Origin of the sequence: Propionivibrio sp. (assembly GCF_047602565.1) — a bacterium.
In the GTDB taxonomy this organism is placed as follows: domain Bacteria; phylum Pseudomonadota; class Gammaproteobacteria; order Burkholderiales; family Rhodocyclaceae; genus Propionivibrio.
In genome coordinates this window covers 2,650,715-2,673,785 of sequence record NZ_JASGGX010000001.1, presented here as the reverse complement: position 1 = coordinate 2,673,785, position 23,071 = coordinate 2,650,715, and the positions used below count along the sequence as shown (strand labels likewise).

Here is a 23,071-nt window from a genome sequence, read left to right as displayed (position 1 = left end):
TATGGGACGAGCGCCACGCTGCATAAACCCGACCCAAACACTCTCGTCTTTCCCGTAACCGACAGCTATTCGGTCAGGCTTTCCATCACAGGTGATGTCAGCAACGACCACGGACTTTTCATCCCAGCGAACGGAGGGCTGTGCTTTGCGAAGTGTGGAAATGGCAGATGCGTTTGCCGCTTCGCCAGCAGCAGCGACACTAGTGCAAATGGCGCAAATGGTGGCAGCGGTCGAAAGGTGCAGAATCATGGCGATGCCCAACGTTTGACGTGAGAGGCCGCCGTAGCGGCGAAGCCGCGAAGGGAACCCACAAGCGCAGCTTGTGGGCGGTCCCTCTCGACGGAATTGTTAGGCGGTTAACGCCGAAGCAGCCGCAATACAGCGCCTTTTGCTTGGAATGCTATTGCGATCATAAAAACTCCCTTGCCGATGCAATACCAACCAATTCCATTAGCGATCGCCGCAAAAAGATTGTTTTCGCTTGCTGCGCGTAATCCGGCGAGGCTTATTCCTCCGCAAATTGCAATGACACCACCGATGATGCAAAAAAATCTTGAGGCGCTGCCAAAACCCTCTACGGCACTAGTTGCACTTGTTTTTTCTTCTGGGACTGTCGCTTCGTTTGACATACATATCTCCCTTAAAAATAGGGTTGTGCCGCTGATAAAAGCGACAGCTCAAGATGCAGTTCGAAAACCGGCTGTTGAAAGCGTTCCACTCGAAGCGATGCTTGGGCATCAGCAAACGACGACATCTACTGCTCCCAGCGAACGTTGACTTTCCAACCGGTTGCGGAGAACGCCGGCAAGAGCGTCGCCTCCGTATTCTTCCTAGCCGTGGCAAGCACCTCGGGGCTACCACAAACCCGAGCTATGTCTTGTTGAGCTATGCCTAATGCAGCATCCAGTGCTTTTGTGCGGTTGGCCGACCCCGGGATGATCGGCTCGATACCGGTGCCCGTGACTTCATAGAAATAAGAGCCGCCTTTGTCCTGCGGATCGTGGTTAACTCGTGCTGAAATTGCCTGGGGTTTTGGCAACACCAAAACAGCGGACCTTAGCTCTTGGTTTACCTCCTGGTACTTGGCCAATCGAAAATCCGTACCGACCAGACAGTCGCCACGCGCCACCAAGAGAACCTTAGTTCCACCGAACCGCAACTCCCATTGTGTCCAAGGGATATCTTGGGTGATTTTTTTCGTGAACGCGATTACGTTTGCGTATTTGACCTTCACCGATACCAGATGCCCCATTTGCTCAAGTGACATCAGTGGTGGTTGAGACGGTGGCAGAGGCGGAGGCGGCGATTTCATACAGAAATGCCATATCCCGACGAGACCAAGGGCGATTGCGCTAAAGATGAAATACTTCGGATGCTTATCACTTGCACCACTGCTGCTCGCACGGGATACCATCGTTATTCCCATCCATTTTGACGTTAGGGCAATTCTTCAGGAAGAACATAGCTTCAGCGCAAGAAGTCATCTGCGAACAATGAGTCCGACCGTCGCACCGAAAGCTAGCTGAGCTCGCTTGTATTGCTGATTGAACGGTAGCAATCGGTCTAGAGGATGTACGGTTGGAATATTCGGCATAACCGTAAGCAGCCAAGGCCACTACGATGGCAAGCTGAAAAATACGCATAACAATACCCCCGCTGCCACGGCGGGCTGTTCTTCCTTGTGGATTTTGGCGTCGCACTTGGCGATCCAGGCAGACGAGATGTATGGCACGCTGCTTTCCGTTGTTGTCGGTTTCTATTTCAAAAGACAAGCGTTCGCCGATTCTTGGGCGCTGACCATCTCTCGGGAATGCGGAAACATGTACGAATATCTCCGGGCCACCTTGAACCGAGGCAATAAACCCAAAGCCTCGATCTTCGTTCCACTTTTTGAGTTGGCCTTCTATTCGCATACAGAAGAAGCGTTGGAAAAACTATCAGTCAGAACGGTCAGTATCGACTGAGCCAACCTTCAGAATTTTTGGAAGCAGACGTTCGAACGTTCAAGTTGAGGGGCGCGGGGCCGTCTTGCCGGCGAAGCGTCCCTCTCGAATGATGGGATGGGTTTGGCTTCATTGTGGAAACTCCTCGAAGTAAAGATAGCCACGGAAATTGTTGGCTTCTTCATGGATCACCAGGTAAAGGCGATTAGCTTCTTGCTGTATGGTTTGAAGCCGCTCTTGGAACTCAGCCGCCGTGGTCTCGAACAGTTCACCCTCTGGGTCTAGACAGTGCGAGATCCCTTTGTGGCTCAAAAAATTCCTTTCATTTTTGAAGCGGTGAAGTTCGGCAACAAGCGTTCGGTTGTTGCTGAGCTTCTTGAAAACGTCAATCAGCCTTTCAAGCGATGCATCTTCATAGTCATCGCCACACATTTTGAATGGCATACGCTTTCCTATGCATTTCTGCGCGAGCTTCAACGCTTCGGAGATGTAGAGCTTCAGTTGCTGTTCAACAAGCTGGCACCCAGAAAGGGCAAACGCTACTTGTAGGTAGAAGTCTTTGCCGTCGTTCATATGAAGCCTAACGAATGAGAGGGACTTCCCTGCACCGAGGGACGTCTGAAGTCACCGGACCTAGCGCGGCATCATTGCCCAAAGAGCAGATCGCTGTGTTCTCTGGGAATGCTCATCAGAAAGTGCTGTAGGACACCCTGTGCGTCGGCCCATGAGCGCCGGGTTATGCATTGGACGGGAACTCAACTTCAAACGCTTCCCAGCCTTCAGGTGGCACGGTTGCAACAATGCGGCGAATCATCTCAACAATCTCTTCTCTGGTCGTACCCTTTCCACGTTGCATAGGCTGATCGGTAAGACGTCTGGTAAAGAATTCACGCCCATCATTGGTGAGTATGTAGTTGCCGTCCGGAAGTTTTTCTAGGACCGGACCGATTTCTATCCCTTCCTTCGGAGCTAGATGAGTCGCCATATTTCCCATAAACTTTTCCAGCGGAAATCTTTGGCCAGCCATCATGCCCGTGACTTCCAGCGTGGCATTCATGTATGCCCGATACGAAGATGAATTGGTGCTCTTCGATTTCCAGCGGTTAAGAATCGGCATGCGGGCGCCCTCGTTATGCAGAACAGTGTTTACACGGACAGCTGGATCCGTATAACAATTCATATTGATGATAACGAATATGTTGTCTTAAGTTTATTATTTTCAGTCACTTGCTAATTTTTCTGTCAGTATAACAACATCAATATGCCGCACGGAAGCGAGGATCTATGGCTGCTTTGGGGAGCTTGCATGTAGGTCTGCTTTTGGCCGATTACAGCCTGTTTGAAAATATCCTACTCCTGATAGTGGTCTTTGGCAGGAAATAATTGCAAGTGGCTATGCTGATCCTCTGCGTGTCCGTGGAAAATCCGCAACGCCGCAACTGCCATAAAGGGAAAGGTGCAGGGCGTTGCGGAAAGGTTGCGGCGTCGGGTTCGTCAGGTGTGTCGGATGATCCTAGTCGATTGCCGCCCGGATGGCGCTTGCCTCCGGATGCTTCAAGGCGAAGTTCAGAAGCCGGCCGTAGTTCTTGGCGCACCGCCGGCCGAAATTATCCTCAGAGAAGGACAGGTTGCTGTAGGCGTACAGACAGGCGGTGATCCCCAGGGCGTCAGCGGAGAACTTGCCCGAGTATCCGTTGTCAGCAACGACACTGAAGCTCTCTTCGGAATCCGGCGCCATATAGAAGCCGCCGTTGGATAAGGTGTAGAACTGCCAGTAGCCGCCGGTATAGCTCTCCGCCAATTGCTCAGCGAAGCGATACACCATGGGTTCGAACTGCAGCGGAAAGCGGATGCCGAAATGGCGATCGGCGACGTCCAAGCGCTTGGACTCCGGGACCAGTTGGGCGGTGACGATGGTTTTGCGTGCGGGCATAGAGACTCCATAGGGTTGTGGAAAACTGCTCCCCCCTCCCCACCCCCCGCGAAAATTCCAGGGCGAGCGGCATCCTCCGGAGGCACCGGATAGACGCAGGGGAACTCAAGGAGATGGGGGGGCTACAGGGGAGGGAGGGGAGGCAGCTTGGATGGAACAGCCTGCGCTGTGTCAGGCGAGGATGATGCGGACTACAGGGATGTCAGTACGGGACTATGGGTGACGCGGCCTACTCGAAATACAGATTGGCCAACATGTGCGTGGTGCTTATGGCGCTCTCGGTGAATTCCCAGTCCAGAACGGTCTCGATGGCGTTGATCAGGTGATACTCATACATGGCGATGCTCCTTTCAGGGGTTTGGTTCAGGCTTACTTGCGAAGCTTCAGGACATAAAACAGGACGGCCGCGGCAAGGATCACCACGACCACGAGCCAGGGACGGTCAAACGTGAGCAAGGCCGTGGCGATAATGCCCAACCACCGCGTCGGTCCGAAACACATGCCTAGGACCGCAATGGTGACGAGAGCGGTAGTCATGCCTCCGGTCAATCAGGACTCCTTCTGCTTTCGGGGTCGCGCCTTTTCGGGAGGAGATACGGAGGTATCAGAGTGATCGGCTGAATCCGATGGCTCCGACAGATCAGTACCGTCCGCAATCAACGGGGCGATGGTTTGTTTGAACGCCTTCACCTCGCCGAGCAGATAACCGCTGTCTTTGTCTGGTCCGCCTCGGACGATCGATTCCGACAGCAGCGCAGCAAAAAGAAAGGACGGGCTGTTGCGGCTCTTGCCCTGGAACACCGGGCGCAGTGCGGCAGCGCTCAGGGTGGTACGGTCGGGACGCTCGGCAATCAACGACTCGATACGTGACAGAGACACCCAGTCCGGATTGAACTTGCCGGAGCCGGAGTTCCCGACAACACGTAGGTGGATCGCCCCTTTAGCGTCGCAACCGATGTGATAGGTCAGTTCCGAATACCCCGACAGGCTGGGGCAGGTACCAATCTTCACAATGCGCGGACCGACAGGAGCGACGACAGGAACGGCGATAGGAACAGTGGTTTGCTTGGACATACAGACTTCCTCATGGTGGTGAAGAAAAGGAAATGAAGAAAAAAGGCAGGTGTGGTACGTGGATGAAGGATTGGGTACGTAGGTAAGAAAATGGCCCTCATATAAGATGGCGAATCTCCCGAACTTTATGTCACGTCAGGCCACCTCACGTGGGCGGCCAGTCGTACCGCCGAATGACTTCCAACAAGGCCAGTGCTTCAGCAAGGGGACGGTCGAGTCCGGCATCGAACTCCAGGATTCCGGCGCGCTCTTCGTAGCACTCACGCTGAACGACGTTCAACCGAGCAGCCATGTCGGCAACGATTGAAAATTCCTCAGGGACAGCATTGGGCATAGGGCTCCTTCATAGAAAAAGCCCCCGGCGATGGATCTACCGAGGGCGATGGTGAACATTGGGAAGAGCAGCGCGGGTCAGAACTGGCACGTCACAATTTTGAAAATGACTCCCTTGCGCCACGAGGAAAGCGGGGTGGCGTGGTTTTGCGCGCTACTTTGCGTTTTGCGGTTGCGCTAATTTCCATGGTTATGGAAATCGAACGTCCGGACAGGCCCTTCCAGTAAGAAAAACCGCCACGTCCGGGAAGGCACATGGCGGCTGATTGGAGGAGTTGACTCAGGAATCGACGTCAAGGACGTTTCAAGGCTGGCATTGAGTAGGCTTGGCACACAGCCAGCAAATCTCCCGAGATACCTTCGACTTGCGGAATGAAGAGCGTGCTACCAGTCCCATCCTCATGGGTAATGAACAGCAGTTCGAAGACGATGTTTCCGTGTTCATCGCTATGTTCCTCCGGGGTTTCGAAGCAAGGTGAAAAATCGGGCTGTCCGAAAACGGTGTCGTCGATCAAGCTACGCAGAATGGGCAAACCGACTTCCTGTTCCAACTGCTCGACCGAATCGCCGGCCTCGACCACGATCATGTGTCCATACCGTTCGTCGTCACCGGGCCGGCCGATTTGCGAGAATTTCAGCGCAGCCAAACGCCGAATAAACGGATGGGCAACGCCGGCCACGTCGCCGGGCTCACGCAAGACGATCATGAGGTCTCCTTGACCGGGATGGCATAGGTCCGGCAGAACGCCAGCAGCGTGGGGTCGATCCCTGGCGCATTGATCACGATGAGGTTGTAGCCGTAGCCTCCATCGCCGACGATGTACACCAACTCGAACAACTGATCGTCGTGGGATTCGGCGAATTCGAATGCAGGAGCGAACGCCGCATCGCCGAAGCGGGAATCATCATAGAGGCCGCGCAGGATGGAGAATCCCATCACAGTCTCCAGATCGGCCGCCGTATCTCCGGGCTCAACGACGACGAACGGACCAAGTTCGTCAGCGTCCCAGGGGCAGGACGCACTGATTTCCTCGATGCGCTGCTCGATAAGTTGCCGGACTTGGGCGTTCGTCAGTCTAGCGACGGTTTCAGGGTCATTCAGGATCAGCATAGAGAGGAAGCTCCTTGAAAGGATGATGGCGGCGGTAGCTGGGCAAGCGGCTGCGCCGATGCTGCCGGCGGGTGAGACCGAAGGGCTGGAAGGGAGAGGGCTGATAGGTGATATCGGGGATTTCGATGCTGCGCATTTGCATGATTGACTCCTTGGAGATGAACAAAAGAAAACGCCCCGAGGATTTCTCCAGGGGGCGTTGATGGAACTACGGGTGCTACAGGATCAAGCCAGTGATGGCTGATCTCTTCTACGGAACTGGAATGGGGTACAGCCCGGCTTTCAGGGCATCATTGATGGATTCGTCCGGGAACAGAACCACCACCTTAAGGCCCTTGGCGTCTTTCCATTTCTCCTGGCTGAGTACCCATTTTGTGACGAATTCGGCAATGGTCTTGCGCGCCTGCTCCCTCTGATTCCGCAGGTAGCTGTTGGCCTTGTCCTGCAGCGCCGGGGTGGTGCGTTGTATGACCTGCTGCCGCTCCTTCGTGCCGAAGGGCCAGTTCATGTTCACGGTCATCCCCGTGGTGTCGATGGCGACTGGTAATGCGGGTTTGACAGGCGGCGCGACAGCGACAAACAGCTTGTCTTGACGCATAAACTTCCATTCCGGAGCCAACTCGACGTTATAGCGATACGTTGCAGGCACCGTGACGGTAACGATGGTGTCGAAGAAAAGTCCCGGAAATACCTCGGTGATCTTCTCCTTCGCCTTGGCCGTCGAGACTTCCAGCAGACCGCCTTCCGTTCTCATGATGATAGGTTCGCTGAGAACAGTTGTTACAGGCGGCTGGGGCGTATTCCTTTTCGAGACGTAGTACCCCGCCGCAAATGATCCCATCGCCAAAATGATGATCAACACGGACTTGATGACGGTTCTCATGCTTTCCCTCGACGAAGCTACTTCGCATTCCCGCAGGACTTGACAGCCATCTGGTGGAGCACGGCTTCGTGCTCTCCCCGGACATTCGCTAACTCGCTGGCTTCGACGCCATCGCCCTGGCCGTACCCATACCAGAATGCCTGGACTTCACTGGTTTTGATTCGCTGGGTCTGTGCCGTTACTAACTGATTCTCTCTCCGTGCTAGAGCGGCGAGTTCTGTAGCCAAGCGAGGACACTCAAGGCCGTCGTATTTGACGGGTGACACGTAGGCACTGGTGATTTGTGCTGGAGGCGTGGGCATGTTCATGCATCCCGAAAGAGTCATGCCAGCTGCTAGCACTACTACGAGATATCTCCGCTGGGGTGTTTTCTTTTCCATAGTTTCTCCATTTTTATGGCTTTTCTTTATATCGGCTTCCATTCAACAACTTGCTTTTTTGCTCCTGAAACTCCTCTTCCGTAAGGATTCCTTTTATCCGCAACTCATCGAGTTTGAGGAGTTGTTCATATGTGGTGTCGGTCGATTCGAGGAGGTCACCGGTTCTTGCCTTGTCGGAAGGCGCTGGATGGCTTCTCGTCTCTTGCTTAGTCAGATTCTTATAGAGGCCCACCCCAGCCCCCACAACACCCCCCGCAGCGGGACCAATTAGTGGAACGGGAATTGCTACAACAGCCCCAATCGCCGCCCCGACGGCTGCATCTTTAACCATGTCAGACCGGGCTACTTCTTTCGCAAGAGCTCCAACCTCGGCTGCTGCGGAGCCAGCGGCCTCTTTTGCCCAGTCCAAAACGGCCTGGGTGTTTTTATGCGTAATGGCGTCCGTAACTACTTGGGATGTCTTTTTGGCGGCGTCGGAAACTGACGTAGCTGTCTTATCGAGGATGCGCTTCACTGAACACCTCTCCCTGAGCCTCAGTTGATCTGCATTGAAGGCGAAACGACTGATGAACTGCTATCAACTACCGATTACACGTGTTGTAACGACTACCGTGACAACATTATTGCGTTTTGTCACGAGACTCGCAACATGTCTCGTGCGAAACAAATTTCCCCTCAGAACATCGCTGGACGCAGGATTCGTGCGTTGCGGGAAGGGCGTGGCTGGTCTCAAGAAAAGCTAGGGGTAGCGATCGGGATTGATGAATCCAGCGCCAGGGCGCGAATCAGCCGGTATGAGCTAGGCGTGCATGAACCGCCGTTGCCGACGGTGAGATTGATTGCGAACGCCTTGAATGCCCCTGTTGCCCACCTATACTGTGACGATGACAGTACTGCGGAACTGCTCTTGAAGCTGCATAGCCTGGATGGGAAGGTAAGGGAGGTGCAGATAAGAAAGTTCTTGGCTGCGCTGGCCTGACGGCTCTGAGCGCTTTGGTGCTTTCTGTACTGGATAGTGTTGCAGTCGGATGCTGTTTTTGGATGGCTTCGATGGGATGGGACCATGCTTCACTAGTTGTAGAGGCTAAGCACTAGTCAATATCAATTTTTGTACTAGCCCCAGCGTCCGTATAAACACTATTAGGCAATCCTCAATGAGGATCGAATGATGATGATACAGATAGAAATTCCAGACATTTTGCCCCAAGGGCATGGCACATCCTTTAAGAAGGGCATAGCTGATTCTTTGCTTGAATTAGCTAGAACCCCTATAAATCACACGTCGAACGGACACGAAGAAAGCAGACAACGAGGAAAAGAGGTAGGTAAATGCTTAGCACAAGAAATAGCACATATCGTCAAAAAACCGCTACGTAGCTGAAGTTACTTTCAGCTGAGGAACACGATTCGGAGTAGGATATTCCCAAATAGACTGAAGTCAGCTAAGAGCAGACCCTGAGAATAGGTGCCAGCAATGGATATCTGCCAGCGAGATACATCGAAGTTATTGTGTTAACAGATGTTACAAGAACGTGATGGTCGATTTTATACAGCAAGAAAATCGCCCAAAAATAAGATTGCCTCGCAATTAATTCTGAAGGTTTTTATATGGCCGTTGATCCAGAGGTGGGCTTTACTGCCGATGTTATTCGTGACCCTAGTCGATTCGTCGGGCGAACCGAACTAATCCGGGATTGTATCAGTGCTTTAAATTCTGCAACTGGCCTGATCTCTGTCTTTGGCAAACGAGGAGTCGGAAAGTCGTCCCTCTTACGCCAAATCCAGCAGATGGCGCTGGGTGAGTACACCTTAGCAAAGCGCGCCGGTCTTGCACATTTGATCCCCGCTCGTCCTCGCACATACCTTACTGTTTATTACTCCTGCGATTCCTTGATCAAGGACGGCAAGGATCTTTTGGCTCGTTTGTGCAATGATCAGAACGCTGACGACAGCCTCCTTCGACTTATCCCCAATGACGGGAAAGAAATCGTGGAATTCACTCGCAGCAAAGAGGTGTCTGCAGGTGCTGACCTGAAAGTAGTTAACTGGGGAGCTAGAGGGGTCGAATCGTCCAAGTATGCGAGAGTTGTGGCGGACGACGTCGTTCAGACTTTTCGCAATTTTGTTACCTCCGTTGTCGTTCATCAAGTTCACAACCGAATGAAACGGGACGGACTACTGATCATTCTTGATGAATTCGATGTAATTGAAAATAAAGAAGGGCTTGGTTCCCTCATCAAATCGCTCACGACCGCAGATGTCAAATTCGCAGTCTGTGGTGTTGGACGAGACCTCGCAGATATCATCGAAGATCATGCTTCCGTCGAGCGACTAATTGAACAAGGTGTCCTCGCCGTCAAGCCGATGCCCCTTGCTGAGGCGGAGGGCATCATCCACCGCGCAGCAGAATTATTTTCAGGCGAAATGAGGTTCGAGCCGGGCATAGCGGCGAGGCTCGCCGAGCTAGGCCAAGGATATCCATATTTTGTGCAGTTGATCGGTAAACAGTGTGTCAACGAGGCGAATGCGCGTGGCACCAATCTAGTCGATGATTCCGTACTTACGAAGGTTCTCGACGACCTTCGCTCTGGCAAGGCTTTTCCAACCCTTGAATCTGCCTATCAACGGGCGATTGGCGAATCCGAGGGGAGGCAGATACTTCTTCACCTATTGGCTGAGCAACCTACGGAGCAATCTCTCTTCTCAGATGAAATCGGCCGTGTCGTTCTCAAGAACACACGACAGGTTGCAGAGGAACTTGACATTCAGTTTGTCAACCAGTTGATCCCGCGACTTGTGGAGAAAAGGTACGGTCCAATATTAGAGCGTGTACCGGAACGGCAGGGGGTATACGAGTTTGTTAATCCTGTGCTGCGTCAGTACATCCGCTTGCGGAAACTGTGAGCCTAAGCGACCGTATAGCTTAACAATTCCATGGGCCTGACTTTACAAAGGCTAGCCTTTGGGTTGCCGCTCATATGAACCGCCGTTGCCGACGGGGAGGTTGATTGCGAACGCCTTGAATGCCCCTATACTGTGACGATGACAGTACTGCGGAACTGCTCTTGAAGCTGCATGGCTTGGATGGGCGAGCAAGGGAGTCGCAGGTGAGGGAGTTCTTGGCGGCGCTGGCTTGATGGTTCTCTTGGTCGGCCAAAACTGCCCTTTCAGTATGCATTTGCATTTATCATTAATGCGGGTCTATGTGAGTCGCCGATCTCGCATTGAGGCCTCCTATCTCTTCGTTGATCACATCGAACGTTTAATATCTGTTTTTGGGGAAAGAGATGAAATTTAAGCTCCGTTTTCCGGAAAAGAGAATCGCCTATTGGGCTGATCGTGCACCAGATCTCGCGCGCTTACAGAGCATTGGGCAGAGCGCTCGTTCAAGAGGCTATCTGACAAAAAATGAGTTTATGAAACTCTGTAATGTCAAATCATTCCGGTCAACATCGCTCTGTGAAAAAAACCTTCCTGAATTGGTCAAGGAGGTAACTACTATTTCGTTTAGCGCAAAGTCCGAGCAAGTTGAAATTCAGTCTCTTACTATCTTAACTGGCGTCAGTTGGCCCACTGCTTCCTACATTCTCCATTTTTGCAGCAAGCGCCATTATCCAATTATCGATTACCGAGCGCTTTGGTCATTGTCCATCGACGATGTCCCTAGTTATACATTTGATTTTTGGAAGAAATACACTGACTATTGCCGTGTTCTTGCTGAACATAACGGGATTTCAATGCGACGCTTGGACAGTGCGCTTTGGCAATACTCCAAGGATAATCAGCTGTGATATGGCCGTATTCATTACCGTTACTTACCCCGGTGACTTCACAGGTCCAGATATTTAGGCCATCCTGCTGCTTGCGGTGCTGTTGCAGCGTCGCGAAATATTTCTGCATCAGCTGCCAGTCAGTAAGCTGTTCTTGCTTGGCGAGCGTCTCGATGGGGGCCTCCTGCGCATAGCGCTGGAATACGCCAGGACTGTTGTGAACGGCCTCTTAGGCAATGTACCTATTCCATTACCTTACGGGGCTTGATCATACTGATACGTAACCTGTCTTTCGTACTAATCCTGGCCAGCGGAGTGAGCCACGCCATGGACACGGAAAACCTGTCTGAGAAAACCCTCAAAGCCTATGGCCAGTCTCTCGCCAACGCTGCCGACAGCAGCCAATGGCAGCAACTATGGCGACGCACCCGAGCGGAAGGCTGCTTCCAGCAGGAAAGCGTGCAAAGGCGCTTTACCCTACCAATGCAAGAGATCCCGAAACTGGTCGCCACCACCCTACGCGATGCCCATGACGTGCAATCCAATAGACGTACACAGGCGATTTATCGGCATGACTTTGCGCCACGGGTCGTCGGTGCTGAAGGCACGCAAAATCTCACTGCAGTTTGCCTGACAGTCAACTGGCGCAGCCTGCCTGAACATACGGCAACCGACGACATGGCACAGATGGTCAACATTAGCCTGCTACTTGTACAGCCTTGTCAGTAAGCATTGACCTAAGCACGTTGAGAGCTGCCTATACGCTCCGCTTAGAAACAGCGATGCCTTTTACTTTGCAAATCAACCGGACTTCGGTTCGGTCAAGGCGGAGAGACGTCGCATCAAGCCAAAATAGCGGTTGGCCATTCCCGGGGCGATTCGGTGTTTGCAATGGAATCTACTAATAGTTACTATGTATTACGGCTGTTTAAAGGAGAGTACTCATGACACTTAAGCCTGGTCCAAAGCCAATCGCCAAATCAACTGGCAAGCCTGATCAACGTCGTCGCGACAACAAGGAAACTCCTGGCAATACGCCTGCTCTTAAGCCTAGTAAGCCAAAGAAATAAACGTCTCCTTTAGGAAAAAATCAAGCTCGCCACCCGATCCAACCGTGCGGCTGACTGGATCGGGTGAGAGTGAGTATTATCGGTTAGAAGATTTCACGGCGATGCGCTTTCGCCCCTCGGCGATGCACTAGCTTCGAACGCCTCAATGATCTGGCTGTCCGAAAATTTCGACTTCTCCATGCAGAACTCCCTCTTAACGAGAAAATTCTACTTCTAACCACCTCTATTGGCCGGGAGGATTACCGGGGGCTTCAGAGATTTTTCTTCTGCGAGGACGCCGTTCAACTCGGATAGGGACGTGTTCGAGAAATCCTTGAATCATCTCGGGCAAATGCCTAACCATAAAATATAGCTCTTCATCATCGGGGCGAAGGATTTCATGGAGGAAGGGGCCTTGGGCAGTCGCTTCGATGATGGCTATCAATTCTTTCCGAGTTTCAGATATTTTATGGGGATCACCGCTTCGCAATGCTTGATATAACTCAAGTCCCAATTCATAAATCCACGGTAAATCGTCCCGGAGGATAGAGATGAAGAGTAGCCAAGCCGTTGCTGGACCATGACGTGTCTCGGTCAGCGCGGGGTGGAACAAAAGCTCTTCAAACATCATAGGGTGAAAACGATGGATACGCTTCTGTGAGGTACGCTTTGTAGCAGAGCGAATACGATCTTCCATACGTTCCGGCAATTCTCGAACCATTACTTTTACTTCTTCAAAAAGTCTGGCGACACTGGTTTCATCAGTCCCAGTAGAGGTCATTGCCTTACCTTTTGCAGCAAGTAGATTCTTTACTCCGTCGAGAAAGACGCGGACCTGCAGGCGCACAGCTTCTTCTCGGGGAGATGCATCTGGATTACGTTGAAGCAACTGGATGACTAACTTGGTGAACGAATCTTCATCATCCCCACAATTCTGAAATTGACCAAATGGACCAGTACTAACTTTTTCCAGGGGAACCCCTAAAGCGACACCAAGGACGTTTGTGTCAAGTTTCCCTTTGGCAACACCTGCCTCATATAAAATCCACGGGCGGTCAATGCTATGTCGAGTGAGTAGGGCAACAACATCGGTAGCGTCACCCAATTGAGACATAATGGCCTTATACCATTCAGTTCCGAACTCAATGCCAGAACTTCCCCTTTTATCTGATGAACGGAATGACTTCAGTGTCCCTGCGCTGACGTCAGATAGTAAATTTGCGAATGCTTCTGCTAAGTCTGCATCTCTACTATCATGGCTAATGAAAACTAGAACTCTACCGCGTTTCGATAAGGTCGCTTGTGGAATCGGTTCACTTGGCTCAAGCGCTGGTTTATTTGCGGTAGATTTCTTTCCGAGCATCGCGCTGCCTCACCAGTGAGTAATGAAAACAGAAGGGCACAATCTCTCTGGCTACGCAAGCATGGGGAGGTCTGCAAGTTCCAGCAGATCAAGCCGATTTTGATTTTCTAGCCAAATGAGAAAACCACGATCAACCACGTTAAGTTTAAGGTTTGTCTGATCATAATCAAGCACGATTGGTTTTATCTCCTTTTTAACTTGAAGCGAAGCTGTTGATTGAAGTGCCTGAGTGAGGTTTCCGATATTGAGCGCATTGCCTTCTGGGTGGTGATGACGTAAGTCGTCACGCAAGTGGCGGTAAGTTAAGCCGGACTCAAGGTTGTCAATCGCTGCCGTAAGCACAGGATACAGAAGCCACTTGTGCATATGGAGAGTTGTTTCTTGAAAACCGCTCGCGAAGAGTGTGATGAACGAGTTATATCGCCCAGTTTGCTGGTTTACAACCTCACGAATTAATTCTGGAACGTCTATGTCTATTCCGATGTTTTCGCGTAGCGTACCCTGAGTAAAGTTAATCCCCTTTTTTATGCAGGCTTGAAAGCAAGCCTCTTGAACAATGTAAACACTATCCAGGCAACCGTCGATGAGAGCATCTTTAAAAGAGGATGCAAAGGAAATGTTAAGAAGCGCTTCTCCTAGGGCAATAGCCTCTCGAAGCTCTTCGTTGGTCCATTTGTCTGCATTTACGCCAACAAGACGGCCTGTCAAGTCGCCGTTGTAAACAGTAAGGCGCCCTTCTTCTAACCAAACGCCAACGATTATGAAGCAAAGCTTCGACTGTTCATGGAAGGCCTTGAGGGCGACCGAAAAATCCTTCTGGGTGTCAATAGATAGGTAGTGAAAATCTTCCAACACTATGAACTTCGAAAAACCCTTAAGGGCAGAGATGATGTCGTTCACATCTTCTGGGTCGAGTTCGAGTGGAGACGTAGTGACCGCATTAGTATTAGACATTTCCTTCTCGCCGGCTGTATCTACTCCGACACCGAAAATGCCAGCCTTGAATGCTGCAACGATTTTATTTCGACCAGAAGTCGTGCGCGTTGACGATTGCGTTACTTCGTAACCAACACGCTTTAGAATTGCGGCGTGAAGATCAGCAATACCCCATTTATTGGAGCAGTGGATAACGATATAGTCGTCATCATGGAGACAATGCTTGCGCAGAGATGTCTTGCCTTGCTTAGAACTGCCATAAATGATGACATGTTTGTCGCGGGTGAGGTTCGCCACGAAATACTCGTCTACTTCTTTTCGAGACACATAGTTGAGCGGCAACTCGCGTCCGATTCCATAGACGTCCGCAGTTCGGTGTATCGTTTCTGATGTCACAATGAACTCCCAAAAGTCTGCTGTGAATGTCTTATGACATTTCTAATATATGGGTCAATTACTAGGTTAGGGGTGCAGCGTGCTGCATGTCAAGGAGACTATCCGATTCTTACTTTTGTACGTAACGACTGGCCTTTCTCCTGAGTACTTCAATGCTCATTGCAATCGGAGCCTTTATTTGGTACTTCGTTCTAGTGATATGCGTAAAATGTCCACCGCATGATTCACCGAACGCTGTTGCAGCGACTAGACACAGAGCCCCTATCGTAAGTAGAGCAACATTGCCCCGCCAAACCCGCTTCCACCAAAGAAAAACGGACTCCCTTCCGAAAGCCCGTTCGCAGTACCTCTCAAGATACCCAGCCAAAGCTACTTCCAGCCGAGTCTCCGGCATATCTCTAGCACCAAACCCGACTGGTTCATGGCATAGAAGTGGAGGCCCGGCGCGCCGCCGGCCAGCAGGCGCTCGCACAGTTCGGTGACGACGTCGAGGCCGAAGGCGCGGATGGACTCGGCGTCGTCGCCGAAGCCTTCGAAGGTGCGGCGCATCCAGCGCGGCAGTTCGGCGCCGCAGGCGTCCGAGAAGCGGGCGAGCTTGGAGAAGCCGCCGATCGGCATGATGCCGGGGACGATCGGGACGTCAACGCCGCGCGCGCGCACGGCGTCGACGAAATGGAAATAGGCGTCGGCGTTGTAGAAATACTGCGTGATCGCCGAGTCGGCGCCGGCCTTGATCTTGCCCACGAAGGCTTTCAGGTCATCGTCCGGGGTGCGGGCCTGCGGGTGCCATTCCGGATAGGCGGCGACCTCGATGCGGAAATGGCGGCCGGTTTCGGCGCGGATGAACGCGACGAGTTCGTCGGCATGGCGGAATTCGCCGGCCTCGGCCATGCCGGACGGCAGGTCGCCGCGCAGCGCGACGATGCGGCGGATGCCGGCGTCCATGTAGTCGTGGAGGATTTCTCGGATGTTGGCGTGCGTCGAGCCGATGCACGAGAGATGCGGCGCCGCCTGGTGGCCCTCGGCGACGATTTCCTTGACGACAGCGAAGGTCCGTTCGCGCGTCGAGCCGCCGGCGCCGAAGGTGACGGAGAAGAATTCCGGCTTGAGCACGGCGAGCCGTTCGCGCACCGCGCGCAATTTTTCGACACCCTCCGGCGTCTGCGGCGGAAAGAACTCGATCGAGATTTCGGTTTTCATGGGTATCCCGGAAAGCGGTCCGGCCGGGGCGGCGGCACGCCGCGATGGCGGACGCCGCGCCGGCCGTGGCCGATCTGTCAGTAACGGTAGTGGTCGGCCTTGTACGGTCCCGCCACCGGCACGCCGATGTAGGCCGCCTGCTGCTCGGTGAGCACGGTCAGCTGGGCGTTGAGCTTTTTCAGCTGCAGGCGGGCGACCTTCTCGTCGAGATGCTTGGGCAGCGTGTAGACGCCGACCGGGTACTTGTCACCCTGCGTGAACAGTTCGATCTGGGCGATCGTCTGGTTGGCGAACGAGGAGGACATGACGTAGCTCGGGTGGCCGGTGGCGCAGCCGAGGTTCACCAGCCGTCCCTTGGCGAGCAGGATGATGCGGTTACCCGACGGCATGACGATGTGATCGACCTGCGGCTTGATCTCTTCCCACGGATACTGCTCGATCGAGGCGACGTCGATTTCGCTGTCGAAGTGGCCGATATTGCAGACGATGGCCTGGTCCTTCATGCGCAGCATGTGCTCGTGCGTGATGACGTGGTAGTTGCCGGTGCAGGTGACGAAGATGTCGGCCCGGTCGGCGGCATAGTCCATGGTCACCACGCGGTAGCCTTCCATCGCCGCCTGCAGCGCGCAGATCGGGTCGACCTCGGTGACCCACACCTGCGCCGAAAGCGCGCGCAGCGCCTGCGCCGAGCCCTTGCCCACGTCGCCGTAGCCGCAGACGACGGCGATCTTGCCGGCGATCATCACGTCGGTGGCGCGCTTGATGCCGTCGACCAGCGATTCGCGGCAGCCGTAGAGGTTGTCGAACTTGGACTTGGTGACCGAGTCGTTGACGTTGATCGCCGGGAACTTGAGTTCGCCGCGCTCGTGCATCTGGTAGAGGCGGTGCACGCCGGTGGTCGTCTCCTCGGTGACGCCCCTGATCTGCGCGAGGCGCGTCGAGTACCAGCCCGGGTCTTTCGCCAGCTTGGCCTTGATCGCGGCGAAGAGCACCGTGGCTTCCTCGCTGTCGGGCTTGTCCAGCACCGAGAGGTCCTTTTCGGCCCGCGCGCCCAGGTGCAGCAGCAGGGTCGCGTCGCCGCCGTCGTCGAGGATCATGTTCGAATGGCCGCTGTCCGGCCATTCGAAGATGCGGTGCGTGTAGTCCCAGTAGTCCTGCAGCGACTCGCCCTTGACCGCGAAGACCGGGATGCCCTGCGCGGCGATCGCCGCGGCGGCGTGGTCCTGCGTCGAGAAGATGTTGCACGAGGCCCAGCGCACCTCGGCGCCGAGCGCGGTCAGCGTCTCGATCAGCACGGCGGTCTGGATGGTCATGTGCAGCGAGCCGGTGATGCGCGCGCCCTGTAGCGGACGGCTGGCCGCGAACTCTTCGCGGATGGCCATCAGGCCGGGCATTTCGGTTTCGGCGATGCGGATTTCCTTGCGGCCCCAGTCGGCGAGCGAGAGGTCGGCGACGACGCAATCTTGGAATTCAGCCACAGCAGTTCTCCTTGAAGCTGTAGCCGGAGCGGGAAGAGATGGGGCGGAACGGACTTCGCGCGGCCCACCCGTCTCCCCGTGCCGGCACGGGTTGGTCAGGTGAGCGCCGTTGGTGATTCCGAGCCTGAAACCGCCGGCGGCGGTTTTGCAGCGCTCCTCGGATAAGACGCGGATTATACGCGGGTTTTCACGAACCGGTCGAGATTTCGGCGGCCCTCAGGCGCCGATGTGCGCCGACCAGAGTTCGTCGAGGTCCGGGAAATTCCAGTTGGCCGGATCTTCGCGGCTGGCGATCTTTTCGGTACAGCCGGGCGCCGAGAGATCGATCAGCTCCGGCAGGATGCGCGCGAGGCTGCGCGTGGAGAAGAACACCTTGATGCGCGGCGTCAGCAGCGACTTCGGCGACTGGTCCACGACGATGCCGAGGCGGCCGGAGCCGAGCCGGACCAGCGAACCGATCGGATAGATGCCCAGGCTCTTGACGAACGCCTGGAAGACGGTCGGATCGAAGTGGCCGTTGGCCCATTCGGCCATCTTGCGCAGCGATTCGGCGGGGTCCCAGCCGGCCTTGTAGGGGCGGTTCGAGGTGATCGCGTCATACACGTCGCAGACCGCGCCCATCTTGGCGTACAGGCTGATCTCGCCGTCCTTGAGCCCCTTGGGGTAGCCCGAACCGTCGGTCTTCTCGTGGTGGTGCAGCACCACGTCGAAGGTGATCTCGTCCACGCCCTGGCTTTCCCGCAGCAGCTTGCAGCCTTCTTCCGGATGGCTCTTCATGATCCGGAATTCCTCGTCGGTCAGCTTGCCCGGCTTGTTCAGCACTTCGAGCGGCATCATGGCCTTGCCCAGGTCGTGCAGCAGGCCGGCGATGCCCAGCCGGCGGATCAGCGCCTCGTCGAGGCGCAACTGGCGGCCCAGGGCGATCATCAGCGCGCAGACCGCCACGGAATGCATGTAGGTGTAATCGTCGGCCGTCTTCAGGCGGGCGAGGCTGATCAGCGCGCCGGGATTGCGCGTCACCGAATCCGAGATTTCCTCGACCAGCTTGCGCGCGTTGCCGGCGTCCACCGCCTTGCCCATGCGCGCTTCCTTGAACATCGAGGTGACGGCCTGCTTGGCCTGCGCACAGATTTTCGCCGCCCGCACCATTTCCTTCTGCATCGATACCGGCGCGACGTCGCGTGCCGCCCGCGCCGCGGCGTCGAGCTCGGCGTTGACCTGGGCCTCCGTCTCCGCCTCGGAAATCGCCGGTTCATGGGGAGAAACGTCGAGCCCCTGCGCGGAATCGATCCAGACTTCCTGGATGCTGCTGGCCAGGATGCGCTCGATGTCCTTGGGGTCGGAAATCACGAAGGAATTGCGCCAGAAGGGATGTTCCATCCACGACCCGCAGAATTCCTTGAGATACATTCCCACGGTGAGCTGCTTGACGCTGATTTTCTTGAGCATGGCGCTTTTTACCGTTCAGTCGGTCGGTGCGGACTTCGAACGGACGGACGGCAGGGCCGGCGTCCGTTGACGCGCCTGCGTGCGATGCCCGCGACCCGAAGCGCCCGCCGGCGTATTCGAACAATTTCCTTTCCTGCGAACCGCCCGAGCAAGACGACTACGCAACCGCCGGGCGCGGGGAAGTTCCAGGGAGCCTGATCGGGGGTAGCGTGCAGCCCCGGTCGAGCCAGGCACTTTTATCAGAAAACCGCCGCTTCTGCCATCCTGGCCGATACGCCGGGCCGTACAAAGATTGTAAAAAAGCCGGCGGGCTCGTCGCCCGCCGGCCGTGGCTGACGCTCCGGCGCCTCAGAGTCCGGCGTCGGCCCGCAGGGCGGCGGCCTTGTCGATGGCTTCCCAGGTGAATTCCGGCTCTTCCCGGCCGAAATGGCCGTAGGCCGCGGTCTTGGCGTAGATCGGGCGGAGCAGGTCGAGCGCCTGGATGATGCCCTTCGGCCGCAGGTCGAAATGCTGGCCGATCAGTTCGACGATCTTCTCGTCGGCGATCCGCCCGGTGCCGAAGGTGTCGACCATCAGCGACACCGGCCGGGCGACGCCGATGGCGTAGGCGATCTGCACTTCGCAGCGCTCGGCGAGGCCCGCCGCGACGATGTTCTTGGCCACGTGCCGCGCCGCGTAGGCGGCCGAGCGGTCGACCTTGGACGGGTCCTTGCCGGAGAAGGCGCCGCCGCCGTGCCGGGCGGTGCCGCCGTAGCTATCGACGATGATCTTGCGTCCGGTCAATCCGCAGTCGCCGTGCGGGCCGCCGACGACGAAGCGCCCGGTGGGGTTGATCAGGTAGCGGGTCGCCTCGGTCAGCATCTCCTTCGGCAGCACCGGCTTGACGATTTCCTCGATCACCGCCTCGGTGATCTGCGCGTGCGAGACGTCCGGGTCATGCTGGGTGGACACCACGACGGTGTCGATGGCCACCGGCCGGCCGTCGACGTAGCGTACGGAGAGCTGGCTCTTGGCGTCGGGGCGCAGCCACGGCAGGCGCCCGTCCTTGCGCACCTCGGCCTGGCGCTGCATGATGCGGTGCGCGTAGTAGATCGGGAAGGGCATCAGCGACGGCGTCTCCCGGCAGGCGTAGCCGAACATCAGGCCCTGGTCGCCGGCGCCCTGGTCGAGGTCGATCCCCTGTCCTTCGTTGACGCCCTGGGCGATGTCCGGCGACTGGCGGTTGATGGCGGTGAGGATGGCGCAGCTCTTGTAATCGAAGCCGATCTCGGAGGCGTCGTAGCCGATGCGGCGCACGACCTCCTGGGCGAGCTCGCGGTAGTTGATGTGCGCGCGGGTGGTGATCTCGCCGGAAATCACCACCAGACCGGTGGAAACCAGCGTTTCGCAGGCGACGCGGCCGTGCGGGTCCTCGGCCAGGATGGCGTCGAGGACGGCATCCGAAATCTGGTCGGCGACTTTGTCGGGATGGCCTTCGCTGACCGATTCCGACGTGAAGAGATGCTCTCTGGACATTGATGTCTGCTCCAACAAAAACCCCGGTACGGCGGCGTGGCCGGCTCCGGGGTTTGAGCAGACGACGCTTTAGCAGTATTTCACGGCACCTGGGAAGGTGTCTTTCGCCCTGCAAGTTGTCCTGATTAACTCGGCGAATGGGATAATTGTATTTTTTCGGCCGGCACGGGTCAAACCCACGGCCGGTAGGGTTATTGGAGTGACCGCGTGATCCTGGTTTTTCGTCTGCTGAGCCATCTGCCGCTGGCCTGGCTGCACCGGCTCGGTGCGGCGGTCGGCTGGCTCTCGTGGCTTTTCTCGCCGACCTACCGCCGCAACATGCGCCGGAACATGCGGCTGGCGCTGGGCAGGGAGGGCGAGAAGCGTACCTGCGCGGCGGCCGTCGCGCACGCCGGCCGGCAGTCCTTCGAACTGCCGAAGATCTGGCTGCGGCCGCTGGAGGAGGTCGCCGGGCGCGTCGCCAAGGTCTCCGGCTGGGAGCTGGTGGAGGCGGCCAGGCGCGCGGGCGGCGGCATCCTGTACCTGACGCCGCACCTGGGCTGCTTCGAAATCACCGCGCAATACCTGTCGACCCAGGCGCCGATCACCGTGCTTTACCGGCCGCCCAAGCAGCCGTGGCTGCAGACGATGATCGAGACCGGGCGCGTGCGCGCGCAGCTGCGCATCGCGCCGGCCGACCTTTCCGGCGTGCGCGCGCTGCTCAAGGCGCTGAAGCGCGGCGAAGCGGTGGGCATGCTGCCGGATCAGGCGCCGAGGCGCGGCGAAGGGCGCTGGCTGGATTTCTTCGGCCGGCCGGCCTACACCATGACCCTGGCCGCGCGGCTCAGCGAAAGCGGCGCGGCGGTGCTGCTGATCTGGGCCGAGCGGATGCCCGGCGGCGCCGGCTACCACGTGCACGTGCAGGCGCCCGCGCAGCCGATCGAAGGGACGCTCGAAGAACGCGCCCGGCGCATCAACCAGGAGATCGAGCGCCTGATCCTGCAATGCCCGGAGCAGTACCTGTGGGGTTACAACCGCTACAAGCGCCCGCGCGGCGTCGAAGCGCCACCGGAAAGAGACTGATGCAACTGGCCTTTTGCCTCTACAAGTATTTCCCCTTCGGCGGGCTGCAGCGCGACTTCCTGCGCATCGCCCTGGCCTGCCAGGCGCGCGGGCACGCGATTCGCGTTTACACGCTCGCATGGGAGGGCGAGGTTCCGAACGGCTTCGAACTCGTCGTCGTGCCGGTGACCGCGTTCAGCAACGTGCGCCGCTACGCGCGCTTCGGCGACTGGGTGGCGCGCGATCTCGCCCGCCGCCCGGCCGACCGCGTGATCGGCTTCAACAAGATGCCGGGACTGGACGTCTATTTCGCCGCCGATCCCTGCTACGAGGAGAAGGCGCGCACGCTGCGCAACCCGCTCTACCGGCTCTCGGCGCGCTACCGCCATTTCGCCGCGCACGAGCGCGCCGTCTTCGCGCCGGAGAGCCGGACCGAAATCCTGATGATCTCGCAGGTCCAGCAACCCTTTTTCGAGCGGCACTACGGCACGCCGCAGGCGCGCTTCCATCTGCTGCCGCCGGGCATCTCGCCGGACCGCCGCGCGCCGGCCAACGCCGCCGGAATCCGCGCGGACTTTCGCCGCGAGTTCGGCCTGGGCGAGGACGACCTGCTGCTCCTGCAGGTCGGCTCGGGCTTCAAGACCAAGGGGCTCGACCGCAGCCTGAAGGCGCTGGCCGGCCTGCCGGAGGCGCTGCGCGCGCGCACGCGGCTGATCGTCATCGGCCAGGACGACCCGGCGCCGTTCCTGCGCCTGGCCCGTTCGCTCGGCGTCGCCGAGCGCGTCGCCATCCTGCCGGGGCGCAGCGACATCCCGCGCTTCCTGCTCGGCGCCGACCTGCTGATCCACCCGGCGTACAACGAGAACACCGGCACCGTGCTGCTCGAAGCCCTGGTCGCCGGCCTGCCCGTGCTGGCGACCGCAGTGTGCGGCTACGCGCATTACATCGAGGAGGCGGACGGCGGCCGCGTCGTCGGCGAACCGTTCGCGCAGGAGGCGCTCGACGCCGCGCTGGCGCAGATGCTGTCCGACCCGGCGGCGCGGCGGCGCTGGCGGGCCAATGCGCTGCGCTTCGCCGAGACAGCGGACATCTACAGCAACGCCGAGCGCGCGGCCGACCTGATCCTCGGAGAGCGCGCGTGAACGCCTTAACGCGATCGCCCGTCCACCGCTCCTCCCCCTTCAAGGGGGAGGCCGGGAGGGGGATGGGAGTAGCGC

The 23,071-nt window shown here is 56.7% G+C and carries 27 protein-coding genes, 1 pseudogene and 1 riboswitch; of the genes and pseudogenes, 7 read left to right on the top strand and 21 right to left on the bottom strand.

What is annotated here, in order from left to right:
* Positions 1–356 precede the first annotated feature (356 nt).
* The 14 genes from QM701_RS12560 to QM701_RS12495 all read right to left on the bottom strand — a co-directional run bounded on the left by QM701_RS12560 (position 357) and on the right by QM701_RS12495 (position 8,171).
* Complete coding sequence (locus QM701_RS12560; RefSeq protein ID WP_415167390.1) at positions 357–629, bottom strand: hypothetical protein; 273 nt, start codon at positions 627–629, stop codon at positions 357–359.
* 125 nt (positions 630–754) lie between these two features.
* Positions 755–1,414, bottom strand: a complete 660-nt coding sequence (locus tag QM701_RS12555; RefSeq protein ID WP_415167389.1) for a DUF4230 domain-containing protein — start codon at positions 1,412–1,414, stop codon at positions 755–757.
* Complete coding sequence (locus QM701_RS12550) at positions 1,380–1,913, bottom strand: cold shock domain-containing protein (RefSeq protein ID WP_415167388.1); 534 nt, start codon at positions 1,911–1,913, stop codon at positions 1,380–1,382. The genes QM701_RS12555 and QM701_RS12550 overlap by 35 nt, the downstream gene beginning before the upstream one ends.
* 159 nt (positions 1,914–2,072) lie before the next feature.
* Positions 2,073–2,516: a hypothetical protein gene (locus tag QM701_RS12545; RefSeq protein ID WP_415167387.1), complete on the bottom strand. Its 444-nt coding sequence runs from the start codon at positions 2,514–2,516 to the stop codon at positions 2,073–2,075.
* 163 nt (positions 2,517–2,679) lie between these two features.
* Positions 2,680–3,060, bottom strand: coding sequence for a hypothetical protein (locus QM701_RS12540; protein ID WP_415167386.1), 381 nt, complete (start codon positions 3,058–3,060; stop codon positions 2,680–2,682).
* 396 nt (positions 3,061–3,456) lie between these two features.
* Positions 3,457–3,876, bottom strand: a complete 420-nt coding sequence (locus QM701_RS12535; RefSeq protein ID WP_415167385.1) for an antirestriction protein — start codon at positions 3,874–3,876, stop codon at positions 3,457–3,459.
* A gap of 369 nt (positions 3,877–4,245) precedes the next feature.
* Entirely contained in the window at positions 4,246–4,413 is a 168-nt protein-coding gene (locus QM701_RS12530) for a hypothetical protein (RefSeq protein ID WP_415167384.1), read from the bottom strand.
* 12 nt (positions 4,414–4,425) lie between these two features.
* Entirely contained in the window at positions 4,426–4,950 is a 525-nt protein-coding gene (locus QM701_RS12525) for a hypothetical protein (RefSeq protein WP_415167383.1), read from the bottom strand.
* A 145-nt stretch (positions 4,951–5,095) separates the two neighbouring features.
* On the bottom strand, positions 5,096–5,284 hold the full coding sequence (locus tag QM701_RS12520; protein WP_415167382.1) for a hypothetical protein: 189 nt from the start codon (positions 5,282–5,284) through the stop codon (positions 5,096–5,098).
* Positions 5,285–5,576: 292 nt separating this feature from the next.
* On the bottom strand, positions 5,577–5,990 hold the full coding sequence (locus QM701_RS12515) for a hypothetical protein (protein ID WP_415167381.1): 414 nt from the start codon (positions 5,988–5,990) through the stop codon (positions 5,577–5,579).
* Positions 5,987–6,394: a hypothetical protein gene (locus QM701_RS12510; protein WP_415167380.1), complete on the bottom strand. Its 408-nt coding sequence runs from the start codon at positions 6,392–6,394 to the stop codon at positions 5,987–5,989. Before QM701_RS12510 ends, QM701_RS12515 begins: the two co-directional genes overlap by 4 nt.
* Positions 6,378–6,536: a hypothetical protein gene (locus QM701_RS12505; protein ID WP_415167379.1), complete on the bottom strand. Its 159-nt coding sequence runs from the start codon at positions 6,534–6,536 to the stop codon at positions 6,378–6,380. The genes QM701_RS12510 and QM701_RS12505 overlap by 17 nt, the downstream gene beginning before the upstream one ends.
* Before the next feature lie 108 nt (positions 6,537–6,644).
* Positions 6,645–7,277, bottom strand: coding sequence for a hypothetical protein (locus QM701_RS12500; RefSeq protein ID WP_415167378.1), 633 nt, complete (start codon positions 7,275–7,277; stop codon positions 6,645–6,647).
* Positions 7,278–7,670: 393 nt separating this feature from the next.
* Positions 7,671–8,171, bottom strand: a complete 501-nt coding sequence (locus QM701_RS12495; protein WP_415167377.1) for an SHOCT domain-containing protein — start codon at positions 8,169–8,171, stop codon at positions 7,671–7,673.
* Positions 8,172–8,195: 24 nt separating this feature from the next.
* Here QM701_RS12495 and QM701_RS12490 point away from each other — a divergent pair, with 24 nt between their 5' ends.
* The 4 genes from QM701_RS12490 (at position 8,196) to QM701_RS12475 (ending at position 11,448) form a co-directional block, all read left to right on the top strand.
* Complete coding sequence (locus QM701_RS12490; RefSeq protein ID WP_415167376.1) at positions 8,196–8,636, top strand: helix-turn-helix domain-containing protein; 441 nt, start codon at positions 8,196–8,198, stop codon at positions 8,634–8,636.
* Between the two features lie 186 nt (positions 8,637–8,822).
* Positions 8,823–9,038, top strand: a complete 216-nt coding sequence (locus tag QM701_RS12485) for a hypothetical protein (RefSeq protein WP_415167375.1) — start codon at positions 8,823–8,825, stop codon at positions 9,036–9,038.
* 227 nt (positions 9,039–9,265) lie between these two features.
* Complete coding sequence (locus QM701_RS12480) at positions 9,266–10,561, top strand: hypothetical protein (RefSeq protein ID WP_415167374.1); 1,296 nt, start codon at positions 9,266–9,268, stop codon at positions 10,559–10,561.
* A gap of 383 nt (positions 10,562–10,944) precedes the next feature.
* Positions 10,945–11,448 (top strand): hypothetical protein, encoded by a 504-nt coding sequence (locus QM701_RS12475; protein WP_415167373.1) that lies wholly within the window; start codon positions 10,945–10,947, stop codon positions 11,446–11,448.
* 28 nt (positions 11,449–11,476) lie between these two features.
* Here QM701_RS12475 and QM701_RS12470 read toward each other — a convergent pair.
* Positions 11,477–11,641, bottom strand: a pseudogene (locus QM701_RS12470) (conjugal transfer nickase/helicase domain-containing protein); the annotation flags it as partial.
* Positions 11,642–11,754: 113 nt separating this feature from the next.
* Between QM701_RS12470 and QM701_RS12465 the strand changes: the two are divergent.
* Positions 11,755–12,156, top strand: a complete 402-nt coding sequence (locus QM701_RS12465; RefSeq protein ID WP_415167372.1) for a hypothetical protein — start codon at positions 11,755–11,757, stop codon at positions 12,154–12,156.
* 564 nt (positions 12,157–12,720) lie between these two features.
* On the opposite strand, the gene QM701_RS12460 is transcribed toward QM701_RS12465, so the two are convergent.
* The 6 genes from QM701_RS12460 to metK all read right to left on the bottom strand — a co-directional run bounded on the left by QM701_RS12460 (position 12,721) and on the right by metK (position 20,813).
* Positions 12,721–13,839, bottom strand: a complete 1,119-nt coding sequence (locus QM701_RS12460) for a toll/interleukin-1 receptor domain-containing protein (protein WP_415167371.1) — start codon at positions 13,837–13,839, stop codon at positions 12,721–12,723.
* A 51-nt stretch (positions 13,840–13,890) separates the two neighbouring features.
* Complete coding sequence (locus QM701_RS12455; protein WP_415167370.1) at positions 13,891–15,072, bottom strand: hypothetical protein; 1,182 nt, start codon at positions 15,070–15,072, stop codon at positions 13,891–13,893.
* Between the two features lie 468 nt (positions 15,073–15,540).
* Positions 15,541–16,371, bottom strand: a complete 831-nt coding sequence (gene metF, locus QM701_RS12450) for a methylenetetrahydrofolate reductase [NAD(P)H] (RefSeq protein WP_415167369.1) — start codon at positions 16,369–16,371, stop codon at positions 15,541–15,543.
* Positions 16,372–16,448: 77 nt separating this feature from the next.
* Complete coding sequence (ahcY, locus tag QM701_RS12445) at positions 16,449–17,849, bottom strand: adenosylhomocysteinase (protein WP_415167368.1); 1,401 nt, start codon at positions 17,847–17,849, stop codon at positions 16,449–16,451.
* 94 nt (positions 17,850–17,943) lie between these two features.
* Positions 17,944–18,014: riboswitch (S-adenosyl-L-homocysteine riboswitch) on the bottom strand.
* A 51-nt stretch (positions 18,015–18,065) separates the two neighbouring features.
* The gene (locus QM701_RS12440; protein WP_415167367.1) at positions 18,066–19,298 is read right to left on the bottom strand and encodes an HD-GYP domain-containing protein; all 1,233 of its coding nucleotides are present in this window, start codon (positions 19,296–19,298) and stop codon (positions 18,066–18,068) included.
* A 348-nt stretch (positions 19,299–19,646) separates the two neighbouring features.
* On the bottom strand, positions 19,647–20,813 hold the full coding sequence (gene metK, locus QM701_RS12435) for a methionine adenosyltransferase (protein WP_415167366.1): 1,167 nt from the start codon (positions 20,811–20,813) through the stop codon (positions 19,647–19,649).
* A gap of 207 nt (positions 20,814–21,020) precedes the next feature.
* Between metK and QM701_RS12430 the strand changes: the two genes are divergently transcribed.
* Both QM701_RS12430 and QM701_RS12425 read left to right on the top strand, forming a co-directional pair.
* Positions 21,021–21,875: a lysophospholipid acyltransferase family protein gene (locus tag QM701_RS12430; protein WP_415167365.1), complete on the top strand. Its 855-nt coding sequence runs from the start codon at positions 21,021–21,023 to the stop codon at positions 21,873–21,875.
* Positions 21,875–22,996, top strand: a complete 1,122-nt coding sequence (locus tag QM701_RS12425) for a glycosyltransferase family 4 protein (protein WP_415167364.1) — start codon at positions 21,875–21,877, stop codon at positions 22,994–22,996. The genes QM701_RS12430 and QM701_RS12425 overlap by 1 nt, the downstream gene beginning before the upstream one ends.
* Positions 22,997–23,071: the final 75 nt, after the last annotated feature.

What these genes read in the sequence shown, in the direction of transcription:
- QM701_RS12560 (WP_415167390.1), bottom strand. Translation starts at nt 629, where the DNA reads ATGTCAAACGAAGCGACAGTCCCAGAAGAAAAAACAAGTGCAACTAGT.
- QM701_RS12555 (WP_415167389.1), bottom strand. Translation starts at nt 1,414, where the DNA reads ATGGTATCCCGTGCGAGCAGCAGTGGTGCAAGTGATAAGCATCCGAAG.
- QM701_RS12550 (WP_415167388.1), bottom strand. Translation starts at nt 1,913, where the DNA reads ATGCGAATAGAAGGCCAACTCAAAAAGTGGAACGAAGATCGAGGCTTT.
- QM701_RS12545 (WP_415167387.1), bottom strand. Translation starts at nt 2,516, where the DNA reads ATGAACGACGGCAAAGACTTCTACCTACAAGTAGCGTTTGCCCTTTCT.
- QM701_RS12540 (WP_415167386.1), bottom strand. Translation starts at nt 3,060, where the DNA reads ATGCCGATTCTTAACCGCTGGAAATCGAAGAGCACCAATTCATCTTCG.
- QM701_RS12535 (WP_415167385.1), bottom strand. Translation starts at nt 3,876, where the DNA reads ATGCCCGCACGCAAAACCATCGTCACCGCCCAACTGGTCCCGGAGTCC.
- QM701_RS12530 (WP_415167384.1), bottom strand. Translation starts at nt 4,413, where the DNA reads ATGACTACCGCTCTCGTCACCATTGCGGTCCTAGGCATGTGTTTCGGA.
- QM701_RS12525 (WP_415167383.1), bottom strand. Translation starts at nt 4,950, where the DNA reads ATGTCCAAGCAAACCACTGTTCCTATCGCCGTTCCTGTCGTCGCTCCT.
- QM701_RS12520 (WP_415167382.1), bottom strand. Translation starts at nt 5,284, where the DNA reads ATGCCCAATGCTGTCCCTGAGGAATTTTCAATCGTTGCCGACATGGCT.
- QM701_RS12515 (WP_415167381.1), bottom strand. Translation starts at nt 5,990, where the DNA reads ATGATCGTCTTGCGTGAGCCCGGCGACGTGGCCGGCGTTGCCCATCCG.
- QM701_RS12510 (WP_415167380.1), bottom strand. Translation starts at nt 6,394, where the DNA reads ATGCTGATCCTGAATGACCCTGAAACCGTCGCTAGACTGACGAACGCC.
- QM701_RS12505 (WP_415167379.1), bottom strand. Translation starts at nt 6,536, where the DNA reads ATGCAAATGCGCAGCATCGAAATCCCCGATATCACCTATCAGCCCTCT.
- QM701_RS12500 (WP_415167378.1), bottom strand. Translation starts at nt 7,277, where the DNA reads ATGAGAACCGTCATCAAGTCCGTGTTGATCATCATTTTGGCGATGGGA.
- QM701_RS12485 (WP_415167375.1), top strand. Translation starts at nt 8,823, where the DNA reads ATGATGATGATACAGATAGAAATTCCAGACATTTTGCCCCAAGGGCAT.
- QM701_RS12480 (WP_415167374.1), top strand. Translation starts at nt 9,266, where the DNA reads ATGGCCGTTGATCCAGAGGTGGGCTTTACTGCCGATGTTATTCGTGAC.
- QM701_RS12475 (WP_415167373.1), top strand. Translation starts at nt 10,945, where the DNA reads ATGAAATTTAAGCTCCGTTTTCCGGAAAAGAGAATCGCCTATTGGGCT.
- QM701_RS12465 (WP_415167372.1), top strand. Translation starts at nt 11,755, where the DNA reads ATGGACACGGAAAACCTGTCTGAGAAAACCCTCAAAGCCTATGGCCAG.
- QM701_RS12460 (WP_415167371.1), bottom strand. Translation starts at nt 13,839, where the DNA reads ATGCTCGGAAAGAAATCTACCGCAAATAAACCAGCGCTTGAGCCAAGT.
- metF (WP_415167369.1), bottom strand. Translation starts at nt 16,371, where the DNA reads ATGAAAACCGAAATCTCGATCGAGTTCTTTCCGCCGCAGACGCCGGAG.
- QM701_RS12440 (WP_415167367.1), bottom strand. Translation starts at nt 19,298, where the DNA reads ATGCTCAAGAAAATCAGCGTCAAGCAGCTCACCGTGGGAATGTATCTC.
- metK (WP_415167366.1), bottom strand. Translation starts at nt 20,813, where the DNA reads ATGTCCAGAGAGCATCTCTTCACGTCGGAATCGGTCAGCGAAGGCCAT.
- QM701_RS12425 (WP_415167364.1), top strand. Translation starts at nt 21,875, where the DNA reads ATGCAACTGGCCTTTTGCCTCTACAAGTATTTCCCCTTCGGCGGGCTG.